Source organism: Microbacterium sp. NPDC087592, from assembly GCF_044743585.1.
Classification (GTDB): Bacteria; Actinomycetota; Actinomycetes; order Actinomycetales; family Microbacteriaceae; genus Microbacterium.
This window is the reverse complement of sequence record NZ_JBIUWT010000001.1, coordinates 696,122-712,114: the sequence shown is the minus strand read 5'-3', so window position 1 is coordinate 712,114 and position 15,993 is coordinate 696,122. Positions and strand designations below refer to the sequence as shown.

The following is a 15,993-nucleotide window of genomic DNA, read 5'->3' as shown; positions in this document are numbered from 1 at the left end:
ATCGGAAGTCGCGGCGGGCAAAGGGAGAAATGGGAGAGCTGTCATCGTTCCTCAATCGGTTCGGGGGCATCTGAGTGGGAAGCGTCGTCGATCGGGCCTGCGGAGCGGGCGACCCGGACACGCAGCCCGATAACGGCAAGAGCGAGCGAGATCACCAGGCAGATCGCCCAAACCGCGACGAAGGACGTCGGGGTGGAGCGGGAGACGGTCGCCCCACTATCGGAAGCTGTAGCAACGAATAGCGTCATAACGAGCGCGAACACCGCCCCGGCAGCTGCTCCTGCCGCAGTGCGCGCGGTGTTGAAGAGGGCCGAGGCGATTCCCACGGAGTCCGCAGGAGCGTTGCGAACCACAACCGCGGGAAGAACCGCAAGTAGGACACCGGCGGAGACGCCCCCGAGCGCCATTGACGCGATAAACAGCGCGGCCGCCCCGGCGAAGACGATCATGAGAGCGAAACTAACGGCAGCGGTCGCTCCAGCGAGAGCGATCGCGCGGTGAGCGGAGATCCGTCGCACGAGCCGATCCCCGAGGAGCGTGCCAACAAAGGCGGCCAGCGCATAGAGCACGATGATCGCACCGGCGGCGGCGGGTGGGATACCGAGGCCGTAGCCGTCGCGCTCGCTGTCGCCGAGGAGCCAGAGGAAGCTCGCTGTTTGACCGCCGTAGGTCTGAGCGCCGAAGAGCAGCGAGGCGATGATCGGCAGTCCGATGCCCCCGCGTGTGAGCATCGTGAGATCGACCAGCGGATCGGTGATCCGGCGTTCCACGACGACCCAAATCGCCAGTACCGCCGCGCCGCCGAGGGCCAGGGCGAGGGTACGCGCGTCTCCCCATCCCCAGGTGCTGGCGTTCGACACTCCTGTCAGTATCGCGAGCAGCCCAATTGTCAGCAGGACGGCTCCGACGATGTCGACGCGCCCGCGCTTTCGCACAGTGGTCTCGGGCACGAGGAACACAACAACAGGTACGCACAGGGCGATGAACACCGCGGGAACCAACAATACGATCGTGAGTTCGCCGGTCGCGCCGAAGAGCAGGCCGGACATGAGGGAGCCGATCGCGGCGCCGAGGGTGAGCGCGCCGACGAGCACTCCGATACTTCGGCTCGCTGATCGCTCGTCTCTGGCGCGGACGATCGCGAACTCCAGGGGTAGGAAGGCCGCCAGCGGTGCCTGTAGCGCTCGCCCGAGGAGGAATACCTCGAATGTGGGTGCGAAGGCAACGACGATAGATCCCACGGCGACGAGCCCCGTTGCAATGACCAACAACCGCTTATGCCCGAACATATCGCCGAGTTTGGCCAGGATGGGAACGCAGGCGACGGTCATGAGCATGTACATCGCGCTCACCCAGTTCAGTGCACCGGCGCCGACCCAGAACTGCTGGCCGATCGCAGCGAGCAAGGGCGAGAACCAACCCTGCAGCGCGCCGCTGCCAAATTCCATGACGACGAGAAACCCGACGACACCTATTGCCGGGCGCCCACGAACGAGACTCTGCGACACGAATTGCTCCTTTGTCGATCCGATGCGATGGGTTATGTTCACCCACGAGGACGAGGAAGGCACGTAGAATGCAGCTTTATGAACAAGGTTGACCGTTCTACGCAGTTAGCGAGTCTCGACGAGACCGATAAGAGACTGATCCAAGCACTGCAGATCAACCCCCGCGCCCGATGGGCTTCCCTCGCGCCCATCATCGGCGTCGACTCGGTAACGTTGGCCCGCCGCTGGGAACGACTGTCCGATCACGGACTCGCCTGGGTGGCCGGCCATCCAGGCCCCGGAACACGGGGGCCGTCAGCGATCCTCGAAATTGAAGCCGAACCTGGCGCCACTCTCGAGATCGCACACTCCCTCGCCGCCGACCGCGAGGCCTTCACGATCGACCACACCGCAGGAGGGCGAGACCTGCTGGCCATCGTCGGCGCGAGCGATCTCGACTCGCTGAGCGAATACATCATGGGGAGGATGCGTCGGCTCTCGGGCGTGCGCGCGACACGCACATTGCTCCTGTCCTCCCCGTTCACAGACGCCGGGCAATGGCGGCTGCGTTCCCTGTCAACCGATGAGACGTCTGCCGTCGAGCGCACCCTCGATGTGCCGACCGCCGCGCGAGGCGAGGTCGACCCGCAACTGGAAAACGCCCTCCTGCACGCGCTCGGGCAGGACGGGCGCGCCACAGTGACGAACATTGCTAGAGAGCTAGGGGTCGGGCAACGACGCGTACGCGAAGCGCTCACTACCCTCAGCACACAGGGGCGCCTGGTGGTTCGCACCGAAGTTGCTCGCGCTCACTCCGGCTGGCCGGTGCACGCGTGGTACTTCCTACGGGTCCCGGCGGGCGTCGCCGAGCGCGTGGGCTCTGCCATGACGAGGCTCGGAGAAGTACGCATGGCGGCATCGACGATCGGCCCGTACAACCTGGTGCTGTCGGTGTGGATGCGCGCACTCGCCGACGTGCAACGACTCGAGGTGGCAATCGAGGAAGGGGTGCCTGGTGTGTCGATCGCCGACCGATCGGTGGTCTTGCAGAGCCTCAAGAAAGAGGGCCGCTACCTCGGTACCGGCGGGCTTGCAACTGACACCATGATTCCCATGCTGATCTAGATTCTGCGTGAGAATCATTGGTTTCGCAGGGAAGCCTCTAATCAAGGCGGCTGCCGTACCAGCTGCCTAGCGTATGTCGTATGACGCATACGCAGCCGACTGTCGGAGTCTTCGACCTCTTCACGGTCGGGATCGGGCCCTCGAGTTCACACACCGTCGGCCCGATGAAGGCCGCCGCCGACTTCGCCGCGTCGCTCGAGGTCCGGGACCTGCTCCCACGCGTGTCGACAGTGCGCGTCGATATCTTTGGCTCACTTGCCGCAACTGGCGCCGGGCACGGCACCTTCACCGCCGTGCTGCTGGGACTGACGGGAGCGCGCTCCGACGAGATCACCCCCGACGAGGTCGCGGCACGGCTCGACGAAATTACACGTACCGGAACTGTCGCGCTCGGCGGACAGCATCCCGTTCCTTGCGCAGTCGAAGACTTCGTCCTCCGCCCCTTGACTGTTCACCCCCGCCACACCAATGCGTTGTCGTTCACCGCGGTCGATGCGACCGGTACCGCGCTCGCGACAGAAACCTACTTCTCGGTGGGTGGCGGGTTCATCGTCCGCGAAGGCGAGGAACCGGGCTCGGCGTCGACTGCGGGAGACGTCCTCCCGTTGCCGTTTTCTTCCGGGGCAGAACTCCTGGCCAGGTGCGAGGAGACAGGACTCGCCGTAAGCGAGGTGATGCGTGAGAACGAGCGCGCTCGGCGGCCTGACGATGAAATCCGTGCGGGCCTGCGTCACATCTGGGACGTGATGGAGTCGAGCGTGCGGTCATCGATCGGGCGCGACGGCGTGCTCCCCGGCGGCCTGAAGGTTCGGCGGCGGGCGGGTGCGTGGGCGGCGCGTCTGGCCGCGGAGGATCCCGATCACGGTCACGAACACTGGCAGCAGCGTGTGAACCTCATCGCACTCGCCGTCAACGAGGAAAACGCGAGCGGTGGGCGCGTGGTGACGGCACCGACGAACGGCGCGGCAGGCATTGTTCCGGCGGTGCTGTACTACGCCCTGCACTACACCCCCGCCGCGGCGTCCGACGGCGAAGGGGTGCGCGAGGACGTGATCGAGAGATTCCTGCTCACTGCGGCCGCGGTCGGCTCGCTCTATAAGACGAACGCCTCGATCTCCGGCGCCGAGGTCGGATGCCAAGGCGAGGTCGGGTCGGCGTCGTCGATGGCCGCGGCGGGGCTGGCCGAGATTCTCGGCGGCACGCCACGTCAGGTGGAGAATGCCGCCGAGATCGCCATGGAGCACAACCTCGGCCTCACCTGCGACCCAATCGGCGGGCTGGTGCAGGTTCCCTGCATCGAACGCAATGCGATCGCGGCATCGAAGGCCATCAATGCCGCACGGATGGCGCTGTGGGGCGACGGAGAGCACCGCGTTTCGCTCGACCAGGTGATCGCGACGATGCGCGACACCGGCGCGGACATGAGCGACAAGTACAAAGAGACTGCGCTGGGCGGCCTCGCCGTCAACGTTGTCGAGTGTTGAGAGGAACAGCAGTCATGCACACACGTACCGTCTTCACCGGAGGGCGCGTCTTCGACGGCGTCACGACCGCGCAGGCCGATGTGGCCATTCACGGGGACCGCATCGTGGATGTCGGGATAGGGCTTGACGGCGATGAGGCGGTCGACTGCACGGGAGCCTTCATCGTCCCCGGACTCTTCGACTGCCATGTCCACATCATGGCGAGCGACTTCGACGTGGCCCGGAGCGAACAGGAGCCCTTCTCCCTCCCCTATTACGAGGCGGTGCGCAACCTTTCGCTCCTCCTCGATCAGGGCATCACCTCAGCGCGCGACGCGGCCGGAGCTGATGCCGGCGTGAAGCGCGCGATCGCGAAGAACCTCATCGAAGGACCACGACTGCAGACCGCAATCGTGATGCTTTCCCAGACCGGCGGTCACGGCGACCTGCATCTCCCCTCCGGCGGCAGCCGTTCGATGGCGATGATGATGCCACACCCGGGACGGCCGCGCTCGGTCCGCGATGGAGTGGATGACGTACGCCGCGGCGTGCGGGAAATCCTGCGCGCCGGTGCCGACGCAATCAAGGTGGCGACCACCGGTGGAGTCATGTCGACAGGCGACGATCCCCGCCACGCACACTTCCGCGATGACGAGCTCGCCGTGATTGCGGAAGAGGTCGCCGCGGCGGGAACATACTTCTTCGCCCACGCCCAGGGCACGGAGGGGATCAAGGCCGCCTTGCGACATGGAGCACGGTCGATCGAACATGGGTATCACCTCGATGACGAGGCGATCGACCTCCTGCTCCGCACCGGGGCGTGGCTCGTACCGACGCTGTCCGCCACCCAAGCGATCGTGGACGCCGCCGACCGCGGCGTGCCGATCCCCGCCGAAAGTCAGGCCCTTGCCCGAGAGGCTGTCGGCGCCCACCGGGCGAGCTTCGCTCGAGCCGTCGACGCAGGCGTCAAGGTCGCCATGGGGACAGATTCGCCGCCGTACGGCCACCCCTCCGACAGCAACCTCGACGAACTGTTGCTGATGACACAGGCGTCTGCGATGACGCCGGCGGATGCGTGGCGCGCAGCCACGGCGAACTCTGCAGCATTGCTGCGGCAGGACGACCTCGGTGCGCTCGCACCGGGAAAGATCGCCGACCTCGTCGTCGTGAACGGCGAAGTCGACGATCTCCGCGGGCTGCGCGGGCGCATCCGATCCGTCATCCTCGGCGGACGACGCGTGCGCTAACCGTTAGGCCTCACGCAGCGCCGAGGAAGGCCGTGATGGCCGACGCGGCACGAGCAGGATGCTCGTTCTCCCACGCGTGCCCGCAGCCGGCAAGCACCAGTGCATCCGCCCGACGGATCTCGTCGACCATCGACAGGGCATCCGCCATGGGCACCGCGGCGTCTTCACGTCCATGGATGACCAGCGTGCGGGCATCGATCTCGTCCAGTCGGCCGCGTGTATCGAACCCGCGCGTGGCAGCGAAACGTCGCATCAACCGATCACCACGATCCGCTCGTACCGGCGCCCCGTCCGTCGGCGCGGCAGAGGTCGCGGCAGGCACCAGGTGCGCGAGGGTGGCCCTGGCGTGCGCCTCGTCGCCACGCTCGAGCGCGAGGAGCAGATCGGCGACAGGGCCAGCGGTGCGCTTGGCGCGGAACGGGGCCTGAGAGGTCGCGCCGAGCACGAGCCCACCCAAGAGGTCTGCGTGACGGAGAGCGAAGGCCTGAGCCACCATCCCCCCGAACGATGTGCCCAGAACGTGCGCGCGCGGATATCCGAGTGCCTGGACAAGCGCAGCGAGGTCATCGGCGAGATCATCGGTCGTGTACGTCGACGGTTCGAACTCGGTGTCACCACGATCTCGCTGATCGTAAGTGATGACCGTGAACGCTGATCTCAGGTGCACCCGAAGCTCGTCGAACAATTCCTGCCCTACCTGGAGCCCATGGAGGAGGAACAGCGGGGGCCCGGCACCGTCGACACGGAACGACGTGACTCCCGCGCCAGTCCGGATGACAGCTTCCCTAGCCCCCGCCATCCAAATCACCAGATCTTACGCTCGCGCGCATCCGCGACCAGCTCGGGGTCAGGAATGAGCGTCTTCGCCGCGACCGTGGCCAGCGACTGCTGCGAGAAGTGGAACCCGAAGTCCTCGGTCACGAGCTTGCGCCACGGCCGGTTCAGGATGTTGTGCGTCGACCAGCGCGCGAACCGCGGCCGCTTCATGATGTCGCGGGCGAGCTGCCAGGCCTTGGGGAGCAGGTCCTCGCGAGGCAGCACGTCGCTGACGAGACCATACTCCAGAGCCTTGCGGGCCGGGATGCTCGTCCCGCCATAGACGGCGTAGGCTGCCCGCTTGGTGCCCATCAAGTGCTGCAGGGCGAGAGCGAGCCCGTCGCCGGGCGAGGTTCCGACCATGAAATGCGGGTCCATGAAGTCTGCATCCTCGGCGGCGAGGGTCACGTCGCACATCAGCGCGAACTCCGTGTGGATGCCCGGCCCGTTCACGACCGCGATGGTGGGGATGTCGATGTTGTTCACGAAGTTCTCGATCAGCTTCCACGCATCGATCGTCTGCTGGAAGATGTAGTCCGGAGTCTCGTCGACCAGCGGCTTGGGCCAGGTCTGACGGGGATCTCCCCGGAACCAGGCCTCCCCGGTTCCCGTGATGATCAGAACGTGGTTCTCGGGGTCGTTGCCGACGTCCTGCCACACCCGATTCCACGCGTTGTGCGCTGCCCAGTTGTGCACGTACTCGCCGCCGTCGGTGTGGAGGCGCAGTTCGAGGATGCCATCCTCTCGACGCATCTCGAAGAAATCGGCGTAGCGCTTCGAATACTCCTCCAACGGTGTGGGCGCGACGTGACCGTCCCAACCGAAGCTCGCGGTGTCAACCATGGTGAGTCCCTTCGTCGGAGCGAGCCAACCCCGCCCGTTAATGAGACACTTTATCTCGATAAGCCGGGAGTTGATCGGGTATCGCGCAAATCGCCGGGAACCGTCCGCTTCGACGAGCTTCGCGAAGGTTCAAACGCTCAATCGACGTGGTCGCGCCACAAACCGGCGACGACGAGTTCCACGATCGCCTGCGCATCCTCAGGGAGGAAAGGGCGCTCTCGGCGCAGGACGAACCACTGCACGGGACCGATGAGCATCATATTGACAAAGGGGGCCTCCGCGGGGGGCAGCTGTCCAGCCTCTGTCGCCCGGTCGAGGCGTCGCTGCAGTTCGCCGGTGCGGCGATCCAGGAGTTCTACTCCCACATGGTGAAGCCCATCGTTCCCATCGGTGCGGCGCAGGAGGATCTGGAGCACCGCGCGACCGGCAGGCGTGATGGACGCCTCGGCGAAGGATTGCAGGAAGGTCGTGAGGTCACGGACGATATCGCCGGTGTTCTCGATCTGCACAGTTGTCTCGGCGAAGTGTGTAAGTACGTCGCGGAAGAGATCGTCGCGGTTCGGCCATCGTCGATAGACCGTCGCGCGCCCGACCTGTGCGCGGGAAGCAAGTTCCTCGTATTGGAGACCGTCGATACCGCTCTCGGCGACGATCTCGAGCGCCGCCGCTCGCAACCGCTCCGTGACAAGTCGAGTGCGCCCTCCGGGGCGCCGCGCACGCAAGTCATCAACCGTCATGAGGCCACCTTGTCTTCCGATGCCCCTCAGCGCAACCGCGAGCTGCAGCCGCCGAGCGACATCAGCCGATGTTAGTCGTTTCATTCATCATCGGCTCCTTGAGCGAACATTCCTTCAACAACCAGGCTTCGTACGACTGTTTCCTGCGTCGCCTACCGGTGGCAACATCGCACTCCCACAATGTCCAGAACATTCGCGACGCCCTGTCGCGCCTACTCCCGGAGTGAGCCATGACACAGAATCCCGCCAGTGCGATACGCCTCAACGAACGAGAACACGACGGATGGAGCGGACGCCTCGTCTGGTGGGTCGCGATCCTCATCGTCGCGAACACCCTTGTCGACACCGTGATCGTCGCTCCCTTGCTCGTGCTGCCGCAGATGGCCGAGTTCTTCGGCACGGATCAGAGCGCCTGGCTCAACGCGAGCGCCGTTCTGGCGGGGGCGATGTGGGCACCGCTCTTGGGTAAAAGCGCCGATATCTACGGCAAGCGCCGCGTCCTCGTGCTCGCGCTGCTCGCCGGCGGTGTCGGCGCTCTCATCTGCCTCGTCGCCCCCAACATCGGGATCTTTTTGCTCGGTCGTGTCATCCAGGGCACGGCGGTGGGCTCGGTCTTCATCACCGTCGTTTACATCCGACAAATGTTCCCCACCCGGGTCGGCATGACGTCCGTCGGTATCGTCACCTCCGGCTCGGCGATCCTTGGAATCGCGTCGCCCTTCCTCTTCGAAGCGGTCGTCAAGGCATTCGACTTCCGCGCGGTGTTCGTCGTGTCCGCTACCCTCGCGTTCGTAGCGGCGATCTCGGTGCGCGTGTTCCTGCCCGAATCGCCCGTTCATGCTCGCAGTCGACTCGATGTGCTTGGCGCCATACTGCTCGGGTTGGGTCTCGCAGGTGTTCTGGCCTACATCAGCCTGGGGCCCACCGCAGGATGGACGAACGCCGGACTGGTGGTCATACTTCTGATCGGCGTCACGCTTCTGACGGCCTGGGTGTTCTCCGCACTGCGCACCCCACAACCTGTGGTCGATCTGCGCCGGCTGACGCGGCCGATGGTTGCGATGCTCTTGGTCGTCGTGCTCGGCACCGGGGCATACCAAGCGCTGCTGCAGCTGATGGGCCTGATCGGACAAACGCCGCCCGAGGCCGGCCTCGGCTACGGTCTCGCAGGAGAATCGAGCTCACTCGGTCTCATGTTCGCGCTCCCCGCACTGGGCGCGGCGATCGGAGGAATCTTTGCCGGCTGGCTCGGCGCCCGCATCGGCCCTGCACGCACGCTCGCCGGCGGTGCCTTCATCGGCCTGGGATCGGGTTTCGGCCTCCTCTTGTCCACTGGGTCCTTCCTCCCCGCGGCCATCTGCGCCGGCCTGCTCGGACTAACTGCCGGAGCGCTCGTCACCTCCGGCTTCAACCTCGCGACCACGCTCGTGCCGGAGGAGAGACAGGGCGTCGTCGCCTCCCTCGTGCAGGTGATGCTCGGCGTCGGGTCTGTCGTGATGAACATCGTCGGCGGGAGTATCCTGAGCGCCACCACGATTCCTGACAGCTCGGGACCGTCGGCAGCCGGGGTGAACATGTACATCATTGTGATGCTTGGCGCGTTCGCTGTCGCAACCGCGATCGCCGTGGGGCTGTCTCGACACATCCGCTGGACGACCCGGACGGACAGCTCTCACTGAGTCCAGCACCCGGGTTCTTCGTGCGGCGCTGTTCAGCTCTAGGAACGCGGCGTCGCATCCATACTTGTCGGCAACGCGAACAGCGCGATCTATCCGAGATCCGAACAGAGTATCGCTACGCAACCCGGTCCTTGTCCCCGAAAGGGGTCGAGGACCGGGAGCGATGCTCTTCCAACCCCAGCTGGGCGATCGCGGCGTCCTGGATGGTGTCTGCGGCGGGGACTCGAAAGCAAAGCACGTGCTGAGATCCATTCAGGAATCTCACCGGCAACTAGTGCGTAAGTAGCACCTTCACGATGCCTATTGCTAGTGCAACAAGAGCCAGAGCCACGCCAGCCCAGAGAGCCCTAAGTGTGAGAGCGACACCGCTGAACCGCTGCATGAACAGTCCGACGAACCCGATGCGTACGGCGAGGATGAGGATCGCGGATGTCTGCACCCATACAGGTGGCACCCATCCCAGCCACGCCACAAGGTAAAGCGCGGCTGGGATCAGTGCTGCCGTCGCAATCGGGCGGGCCGTCGTGAGTACCTCGCGCACGACTTCGCGACTAGCTGGATGCTCCGATTCGTCGACACCCTGCCCGAGACCGTGGGAGACGACGTGTGCGAGTACGTGAGCAAGGAATGTCAGAAAGCCGGTGGCCAGCACCGCACCAACTGCTGCCCCATGGCGAATCTGCTCGGGACCCACTGCGATGGCGGCGCTCAAAACGGTGATGTTCCCGTACACATAAGACGAGAGCCATTCACGTGCCCGCCCTACCGGGATATTTGTTCGCTGGCGACGATCTCGGTGATGCTTGCGGTCTCGACCGTGGATATCGTTCTGCCTGTCGCGAGGACGGAATCGCATGTGGATAGTTCCTTTCTGGGATGGGTCACGTACTCGCGGCGGAGACGAGGATGCGGGCTAGTGCTTAGCGGAGCCAGGTGCGAGCCCCGCGTGAAACGCCAGAATCACCGCCTGGACGCGGTCGCGGGCGCCGATCTTGTTGAAAATCCGTCCTACGTTGCTCTTCACGGTCGATTCCGCGAGGTGCAGCGTCGCAGCGATCTCGGAGTTCGTAGCTCCGCGCGCGATCTCGACGAAGATCTCATGCTCACGGGCGCTCAGCCGCGTAGTGGCGGCTTTTGCTGACAAGTTCTGTGGCTCCTGTTGGGATAGCCCACCCGCCAAGCGCGAGAGCAGGCGCCTTGTCGCGCTCGGTGCGATCACGGCATCACCTGCCGCTACGGAGCGGATGGCCGAAAGGATATCGCCAGGCTCCGAGTCTTTCGTCAGGAATCCGCTCGCTCCGGCTTCCAGCCCCTCGATCACATACTCGTCGAGATCGAAGGTCGTTAGGAGAAGCACCCGGGCCTCGGGAACATCCGCGACAATCTGTCTGGTCGCCTGGATCCCATCCATACCGGGCATCCGTACGTCCATGACGACAATGTCGGGGCGCAGACGGAGCGCTTGGCGGACCGCATCCGCACCATCCACCGCCTCACCCACGACCTCGAGCCCGTCTTGCCCGGTGAGGAACATCCGCATGCCCATCCGGTGCAGCGCTTGGTCATCAACGAGAAGCACTTTCATCGAATTCACCGCCCTCGTTCGGGATCACCGCTCTGACCAGCCAGCCGGCGGCGGTCGCACCTGCGTGGAACACACCCCCGAGCGCGTCGACACGTTCCCTCATGCCGACGAGACCATGGCCATCGGTCGACACCGTGGGTTGACCTGCGCCAGGCACGGCGCCGCGGTCCGCGATCGATACAACCACTTCTTGGGCGCTAACGACGACACGCACCGTGACGGCGGTGCCTTCTCCACCGTGACGCAGCGAGTTCGTGAGCGCCTCTTGGATGATGCGATACACCGCCAACTGGTGAGCTCGCGGCAACCCATGGAGGTTGCCGCGACGTTCGTCATCGATTTGGAGACCTGCGCTTCGCACCGTGTCGATCAAGGCGCTCAGGCGCGATAGGTCCGGCTGAGGCGACAGTGGGGCGGGAGCATCACCATCGCCTGAGCGCAGAAGCCGAAGGACCTGCCGTAGTTGACTGACTGATGCCCGGCTCACCTGGCCTATGGCGGCGAAGGCGCGTTCCGCTTCGTTTGGCGACGACCGCAAGACGTTCTGTCCACCCGCGGCCAAAGACGCGATGACAGATAGGTCGTGCCCGATGAGGTCGTGCATCTCGCGAGAGATCCGCGACCGTTCTTCTGCCGCGGCTTCTCGCGCGACGTCAGCGCGGCGCCGCTGTTGCGCCTCCCGGGTACTGCGCAACTGCCTTCCCGCAAGGAGCGCGGCCGCGCTCATCGCGACAACTGGCAGCATTGCCGCACCCCGTTCACCGAGCGCGAGCATCCCGGGCGAGGCTGCGCCCGCGAACGCGACGAGAGCCAAGATACCGATCAGCGCCGCGCTAGCCGCGAGCGCGCCAGACCGCCTTAGCCCTACGTGGTACAGGAGGACCCAGATCGCGAGGTACCCCCAGGGCGAAGGCTCCCCGATGAGTGCACTCGCCACGCCGCCAATGGTGAGCGCGGCGGTTGCCACGACGAGGGCGGCACACGGAGCCCGGCGACGAAAAGCGACAGCGCCGCAGGCGGCGAACAGGAACGGCGCCCCGACGGGTGACAGACCCGCCGAGGCGCTCGTACATGCGAGGGCAATCAGGATGGTGAGCGCAGCGTCCCAAACCAGAGGATGCGCAGCGTCGAAGGCACGTAGTCCCTCTCGTCGTGTCACGCTCACCCTCCGCTTAGCCGTCGAACTTCTTCAAGCGCCACCATGCCAGGCCGCCGAGGGCAGTCAACCACGTCAAGAGGATGATGATCGCCGTAGCGGCCCCGTACGGTTCCGTGCTCATCCCACCGGATCGCATGATGTTGATCGCTGCAAGCGGCATGTAGTCGGTAATGCTGGACAAGGGCTCGGGGAGGAACGCCGGCAGGATTTGGGGTCCCATTTGGAACAGGCCGAAGTACAGGCAGATCGCTCCCGCAGCGTTGCGCAGCAGCCACCCCAGCAGCACGCCGAACAGAGCCCCGTAAGGCAACATGAGCGTGCCGCCAAGCACTCCCCACCACATCTCCGGAGCGAAGAGAGACATCCCCACGGCCGATGGAACCGTCCCCATCGCCTGGAGCAGCAGATAGAGGAGGACGGTGGTGGCGAAGGCGAGGATCGTGGAGATCCCGGTGACAACTGCAGCTTTCGCAAGCATCACACCTGTGCGGCGGGGCGCAGCGGTCAGACTCGTGCGGATCGAGCCGCTTGCATACTCGGTGGTAACGCTGAGTACGCCAAAAACGACAAGCACAAGCATTCCGGCCGGATAGATACCTGTCCAGCCGAACGGAATGTGTCCTGCGTCGGCACCTCCCAGCGTCGTGCCGTCGATGATCATGTAGGAACAGAGCCCGATCGTCAGCGCGAAGGCGGCCGCCAACGTCACCCAGAGCGATCGAATTGTCCACAGTTTGCGCCATTCAGACCGCAGCAATCCGACGCCGGTGATGCGCTCGCGGTCACGCGCTGCGGAAAAGGTTGGGACCGTGACTGCGGTCATCATGCTGCGGCCTCCCCCTGGGACGAGTACTCGACCGCGTTTCGGGTGATCTGCATAAAGGCCTCCTCGAGTGACGCCCTTTCTGCGGAGAGGGCGTACAGCGTGGCTCCCTGACCTGCCGCGATATGGCCAACTTCGCGAGCCGAGAAGCCGCTGATGAAGAGAGTGTCCTCGCCTGATCGTCGAACCTCGACCCCGGATCGTTGGATCACATCAGCGAGACGCGACGCATCAGGGCTCACGACGCGTGTGGTCGCCGGCGCCACCGACTCGATGACATCTTCGACGGTTCCCGCCGCGAGCAGGCGGCCTTGGCCGATCACGACGAGGTCCTTCGCGATCAGGGAGAGCTCGCTCATTAGATGTGAGGAAAGGAACACGGTTCGCCCCTCAGCGGCAAGGCGCACCAGGAGGCGACGGAGCCAGAGCACTCCATCTGGATCGAGGCCATTCACCGGCTCGTCGAGCACGAGAGCGGCCGGGTCCCCGAGAAGGGCCGTGGCGATGCCGAGCCGTTGGCTCATGCCCAGCGAGAACCCACCCGCTCGTTTGTCTGCGACGGCTCCTAGACCCACCATCTCGAGGACCTCGAGAGCCCTGGCGCGGGCGATGTTGTGTGTCTCGGCGACGACGAGGAGGTGGTTGAGGGCGGTGCGCCCGGGATTCACCGCCCTCGCGTCGAGCATCACGCCAAGGTGGCGAATCGGGTCGGGAAGGTCTTGATACCGGCGTCCGTCGACGGTGATGCGACCATCTGTGGGTCGGTCGAGACCGACGAGCATGCGCATGGTGGTAGATTTGCCCGCCCCGTTGGGCCCGAGGAAGCCCGTGACGACGCCCGGACGAACGGTGAAGGTGAGGTTATCGACGACGGTCTTCTCGCCGTACCTTTTGGTGAGGTGGTGACTGGTGATCATGCCATCAATCCTGTTCTCTGCCTCTTCGCCCGACATCTCACTGTGGTACCGCGCACTACCTCCCGCGGTACCCCTCCGACATCCTCACTTCACAGTGGACTGAGGCTCGCTGGGCACGAAGGTGCGCGAGTCAACGCGCCCCATAGGCACGGAGGAATAGCCGCTCAGAGGTGTTCTCTGCAGACTTCGACGCACGCTACGAGTTCGGCGTCGTCGCCATCCTGACCCATCTTCGCCGAGTCAGGGGCCGACGAGGAGGGCTTCGCTAGCGGCGTCGACGAGCTGGAGGGGTAAGGTCTCGACGCGTTCACGCCGAGTGCTTGTCTACGACGGCGCCGCCAGGGGCGTCACGTTCTGCCCCGGTGCGGCACGGATGCCCCGCAGCGCCACTTCGACGAAGCGAGCAGACGCCGTGTGTTCCGAACCCGGCGAGTGAGCGATCACCCCGGCGTTCGCGTACAAGATCGCCAAGACGTCGTCCAGGGTGATGTCTGGACTCAGGACGCCGGAGTCAGGTGCGTGCTGCGTGACGGCCGCGAAAATCGAGCTGATACCTCCGGTGGCATCTGTGTGGGCCGCTTCACTCACCGCGTCGGCAATCGCGCCGGCAAGTCCGGGCTGCGTGGCCTGGTGCGCCGCGCATGCGCGAATCGCCTCGGTGAAGGCCTCCCCCGGGTGGGTTGCCGCATCGGGATTGGTTGCGGTATTGCGCAGCTCGGCAAGTTCGTCGGCGACGATCTCGCGGACGAGGTCCGCCTTCGTGGGGAAACGACGTTGCGCCGTCGCGAATCCGACCCCCGCCCTCCGCGCGATCTCGGCCATGGAGACGTTGAGTCCGTCTTCGACGAACGCCTCGCGCGCGGCGGCGAGGATCAGTGCCCGGTTCCGTGTTGCATCCGCCCGCAGGCGGCGAGGCGCACGTGCCATGCCACTCCCTCTCTCTCGTCGCGACGTCAGCGGCCCGATGCCATGAAGTGGTGAGTCCTCCCCAGTTCATGCTACCGTGCTCTAAGTGGAGAGGCCACACCGTTTATGCGTGCGATGAGGAGGACCGGATGGAAGAGAGCATGCGCGCAGTCGTGTTCGACCGCTATGGCGGCGCGGAGGTGCTGCACGAGAGACGTGTGGCGATGCCGGTGGCGCAAGCGGGCGACGTCGTCGTACGGGTCGAGGCCACATCGGTCAACGGGGCCGACCTGATGCTCAGGTCGGGCAGGCTTGCGCTCGTCACCGGCCGACGCTTTCCCAAGCAGCTCGGTATCGACTTCGTCGGAACCCTGGTCGAGGCTGGTGCGGCTGCCAATGTTGGAGGTCTGTCGATCGGCGACCGAGTGTGGGGGGCAGTGGACCCCAGACGAGGTCCTCGCTCGCTTGCCGAATGGGTGAGCATACCTGCAACCCAGGTCGCCCGGGCACCCAGCAACCTGACTGCGGAGGAGGCGGTGACGCTCATCGCGGGCGGCACCACTGCCCACACTGCGCTGGTCGATCACGCCCGGGTGCAACCCGGCGAGCGGGTGCTCGTGCGCGGTGCGGCGGGGGGTGTGGGGAGTGTGGCAGTGCAGCTCGCGAAGTCTCTCGGAGCTACGGTAACCGCACTCGCCAGCGCTTCGAGTATGGAGTTCGTCCGCAACCTGGGGGCTGACGCGGTGATCGACTACCGGGCAACATCACCAGCACAGCTGGGTACGTTCGACATCGTCTTCGATGCGCATGGAAGCAATCTCTTCTCCTTCCGACGTCTCTTAGCGCCGGGGGGCAGGATGGTCTCGATCGCGGTCGACGTGGACACCCCGATGCGTAGCCTCCTCGTGATCGCCGCCAGCGGGGTCTTCGGCTCCAGGCGAATCCGCTTCTTCCGTGGCAACCCTGGTCGGCTCGACGTCGAACGCCTCACCGCTCGAGTCGAGCGTGGCGAGCTCCGGCCCGTACTAGACCGGACATTCTCGTTGTCTCGCGCCGCCGACGCCCACACCACGCTGGAAGCCCGTGGAGTTCAGGGCAAACTCGTCATCACGACCTCCGCCTGAGAGCCGCGCACGCTCCGACGTCCAGTGAACGCTCACAAAAGCACGCCACCAAGCCTCGCGATCCACAGCCATGGCCATCTCC

Annotated in this window: 15 protein-coding genes; 5 read left to right on the top strand and 10 right to left on the bottom strand. The window is 65.2% G+C overall.

Annotated elements, in window-relative coordinates:
* Nucleotides 1-41: 41 nt before the first annotated feature.
* Entirely contained in the window at nucleotides 42-1,571 is a 1,530-nt protein-coding gene (locus ACIOTO_RS03465) for an MFS transporter (RefSeq protein ID WP_400856498.1), read from the bottom strand.
* A 15-nt stretch (nucleotides 1,572-1,586) separates the two neighbouring features.
* On the opposite strand from ACIOTO_RS03465, the gene ACIOTO_RS03460 reads away from it, so the two are divergent.
* From ACIOTO_RS03460 to ACIOTO_RS03450, 3 genes are all read left to right on the top strand, one after another.
* Nucleotides 1,587-2,612 carry an Lrp/AsnC family transcriptional regulator gene (locus tag ACIOTO_RS03460; RefSeq protein WP_400856497.1) on the top strand — a complete coding sequence of 342 codons (1,026 nt, stop codon included), beginning with the start codon at nucleotides 1,587-1,589 and terminating at the stop codon, nucleotides 2,610-2,612.
* A gap of 80 nt (nucleotides 2,613-2,692) precedes the next feature.
* Nucleotides 2,693-4,096 (top strand): L-serine ammonia-lyase, encoded by a 1,404-nt coding sequence (locus ACIOTO_RS03455; protein ID WP_400856496.1) that lies wholly within the window; start codon nucleotides 2,693-2,695, stop codon nucleotides 4,094-4,096.
* Between the two features lie 14 nt (nucleotides 4,097-4,110).
* A complete protein-coding gene (locus tag ACIOTO_RS03450; RefSeq protein WP_400856494.1) occupies nucleotides 4,111-5,322 on the top strand; it encodes an amidohydrolase family protein in 1,212 nt (403 codons plus the stop codon).
* Between the two features lie 10 nt (nucleotides 5,323-5,332).
* Here the strand turns inward: ACIOTO_RS03450 and ACIOTO_RS03445 are convergent, their stop codons facing one another.
* From ACIOTO_RS03445 to ACIOTO_RS03435, 3 genes are all read right to left on the bottom strand, one after another.
* Nucleotides 5,333-6,121 carry an alpha/beta fold hydrolase gene (locus ACIOTO_RS03445; protein WP_400856493.1) on the bottom strand — a complete coding sequence of 263 codons (789 nt, stop codon included), beginning with the start codon at nucleotides 6,119-6,121 and terminating at the stop codon, nucleotides 5,333-5,335.
* Between the two features lie 5 nt (nucleotides 6,122-6,126).
* Nucleotides 6,127-6,981: an enoyl-CoA hydratase/isomerase family protein gene (locus tag ACIOTO_RS03440; RefSeq protein ID WP_247955618.1), complete on the bottom strand. Its 855-nt coding sequence runs from the start codon at nucleotides 6,979-6,981 to the stop codon at nucleotides 6,127-6,129.
* Between the two features lie 137 nt (nucleotides 6,982-7,118).
* Complete coding sequence (locus ACIOTO_RS03435; RefSeq protein ID WP_363558437.1) at nucleotides 7,119-7,802, bottom strand: TetR/AcrR family transcriptional regulator; 684 nt, start codon at nucleotides 7,800-7,802, stop codon at nucleotides 7,119-7,121.
* Between the two features lie 146 nt (nucleotides 7,803-7,948).
* Here ACIOTO_RS03435 and ACIOTO_RS03430 point away from each other — a divergent pair, with 146 nt between their 5' ends.
* Nucleotides 7,949-9,397, top strand: a complete 1,449-nt coding sequence (locus ACIOTO_RS03430; protein ID WP_400856492.1) for an MFS transporter — start codon at nucleotides 7,949-7,951, stop codon at nucleotides 9,395-9,397.
* Nucleotides 9,398-9,668: 271 nt separating this feature from the next.
* Here ACIOTO_RS03430 and ACIOTO_RS03425 read toward each other — a convergent pair whose 3' ends face one another.
* The 6 genes from ACIOTO_RS03425 to ACIOTO_RS03400 form a co-directional block, all read right to left on the bottom strand.
* Nucleotides 9,669-10,109 (bottom strand): hypothetical protein, encoded by a 441-nt coding sequence (locus ACIOTO_RS03425; protein WP_400856491.1) that lies wholly within the window; start codon nucleotides 10,107-10,109, stop codon nucleotides 9,669-9,671.
* Nucleotides 10,110-10,310: 201 nt separating this feature from the next.
* Nucleotides 10,311-10,982 carry a response regulator gene (locus ACIOTO_RS03420; RefSeq protein ID WP_400856490.1) on the bottom strand — a complete coding sequence of 224 codons (672 nt, stop codon included), beginning with the start codon at nucleotides 10,980-10,982 and terminating at the stop codon, nucleotides 10,311-10,313.
* Nucleotides 10,963-11,757, bottom strand: coding sequence for a sensor histidine kinase (locus tag ACIOTO_RS03415; RefSeq protein WP_400856488.1), 795 nt, complete (start codon nucleotides 11,755-11,757; stop codon nucleotides 10,963-10,965). The genes ACIOTO_RS03420 and ACIOTO_RS03415 overlap by 20 nt, the downstream gene beginning before the upstream one ends.
* Nucleotides 11,758-12,154: 397 nt before the next feature.
* Nucleotides 12,155-12,967: an ABC transporter permease gene (locus ACIOTO_RS03410; RefSeq protein ID WP_400856486.1), complete on the bottom strand. Its 813-nt coding sequence runs from the start codon at nucleotides 12,965-12,967 to the stop codon at nucleotides 12,155-12,157.
* On the bottom strand, nucleotides 12,964-13,881 hold the full coding sequence (locus ACIOTO_RS03405) for an ATP-binding cassette domain-containing protein (RefSeq protein ID WP_400856484.1): 918 nt from the start codon (nucleotides 13,879-13,881) through the stop codon (nucleotides 12,964-12,966). The genes ACIOTO_RS03410 and ACIOTO_RS03405 overlap by 4 nt, the downstream gene beginning before the upstream one ends.
* Before the next feature lie 324 nt (nucleotides 13,882-14,205).
* A complete protein-coding gene (locus ACIOTO_RS03400) occupies nucleotides 14,206-14,808 on the bottom strand; it encodes a TetR/AcrR family transcriptional regulator (RefSeq protein ID WP_400856483.1) in 603 nt (200 codons plus the stop codon).
* A gap of 128 nt (nucleotides 14,809-14,936) precedes the next feature.
* On the opposite strand from ACIOTO_RS03400, the gene ACIOTO_RS03395 reads away from it, so the two are divergent.
* Nucleotides 14,937-15,911 (top strand): NAD(P)-dependent alcohol dehydrogenase, encoded by a 975-nt coding sequence (locus ACIOTO_RS03395; RefSeq protein ID WP_400856481.1) that lies wholly within the window; start codon nucleotides 14,937-14,939, stop codon nucleotides 15,909-15,911.
* Nucleotides 15,912-15,993: the final 82 nt, after the last annotated feature.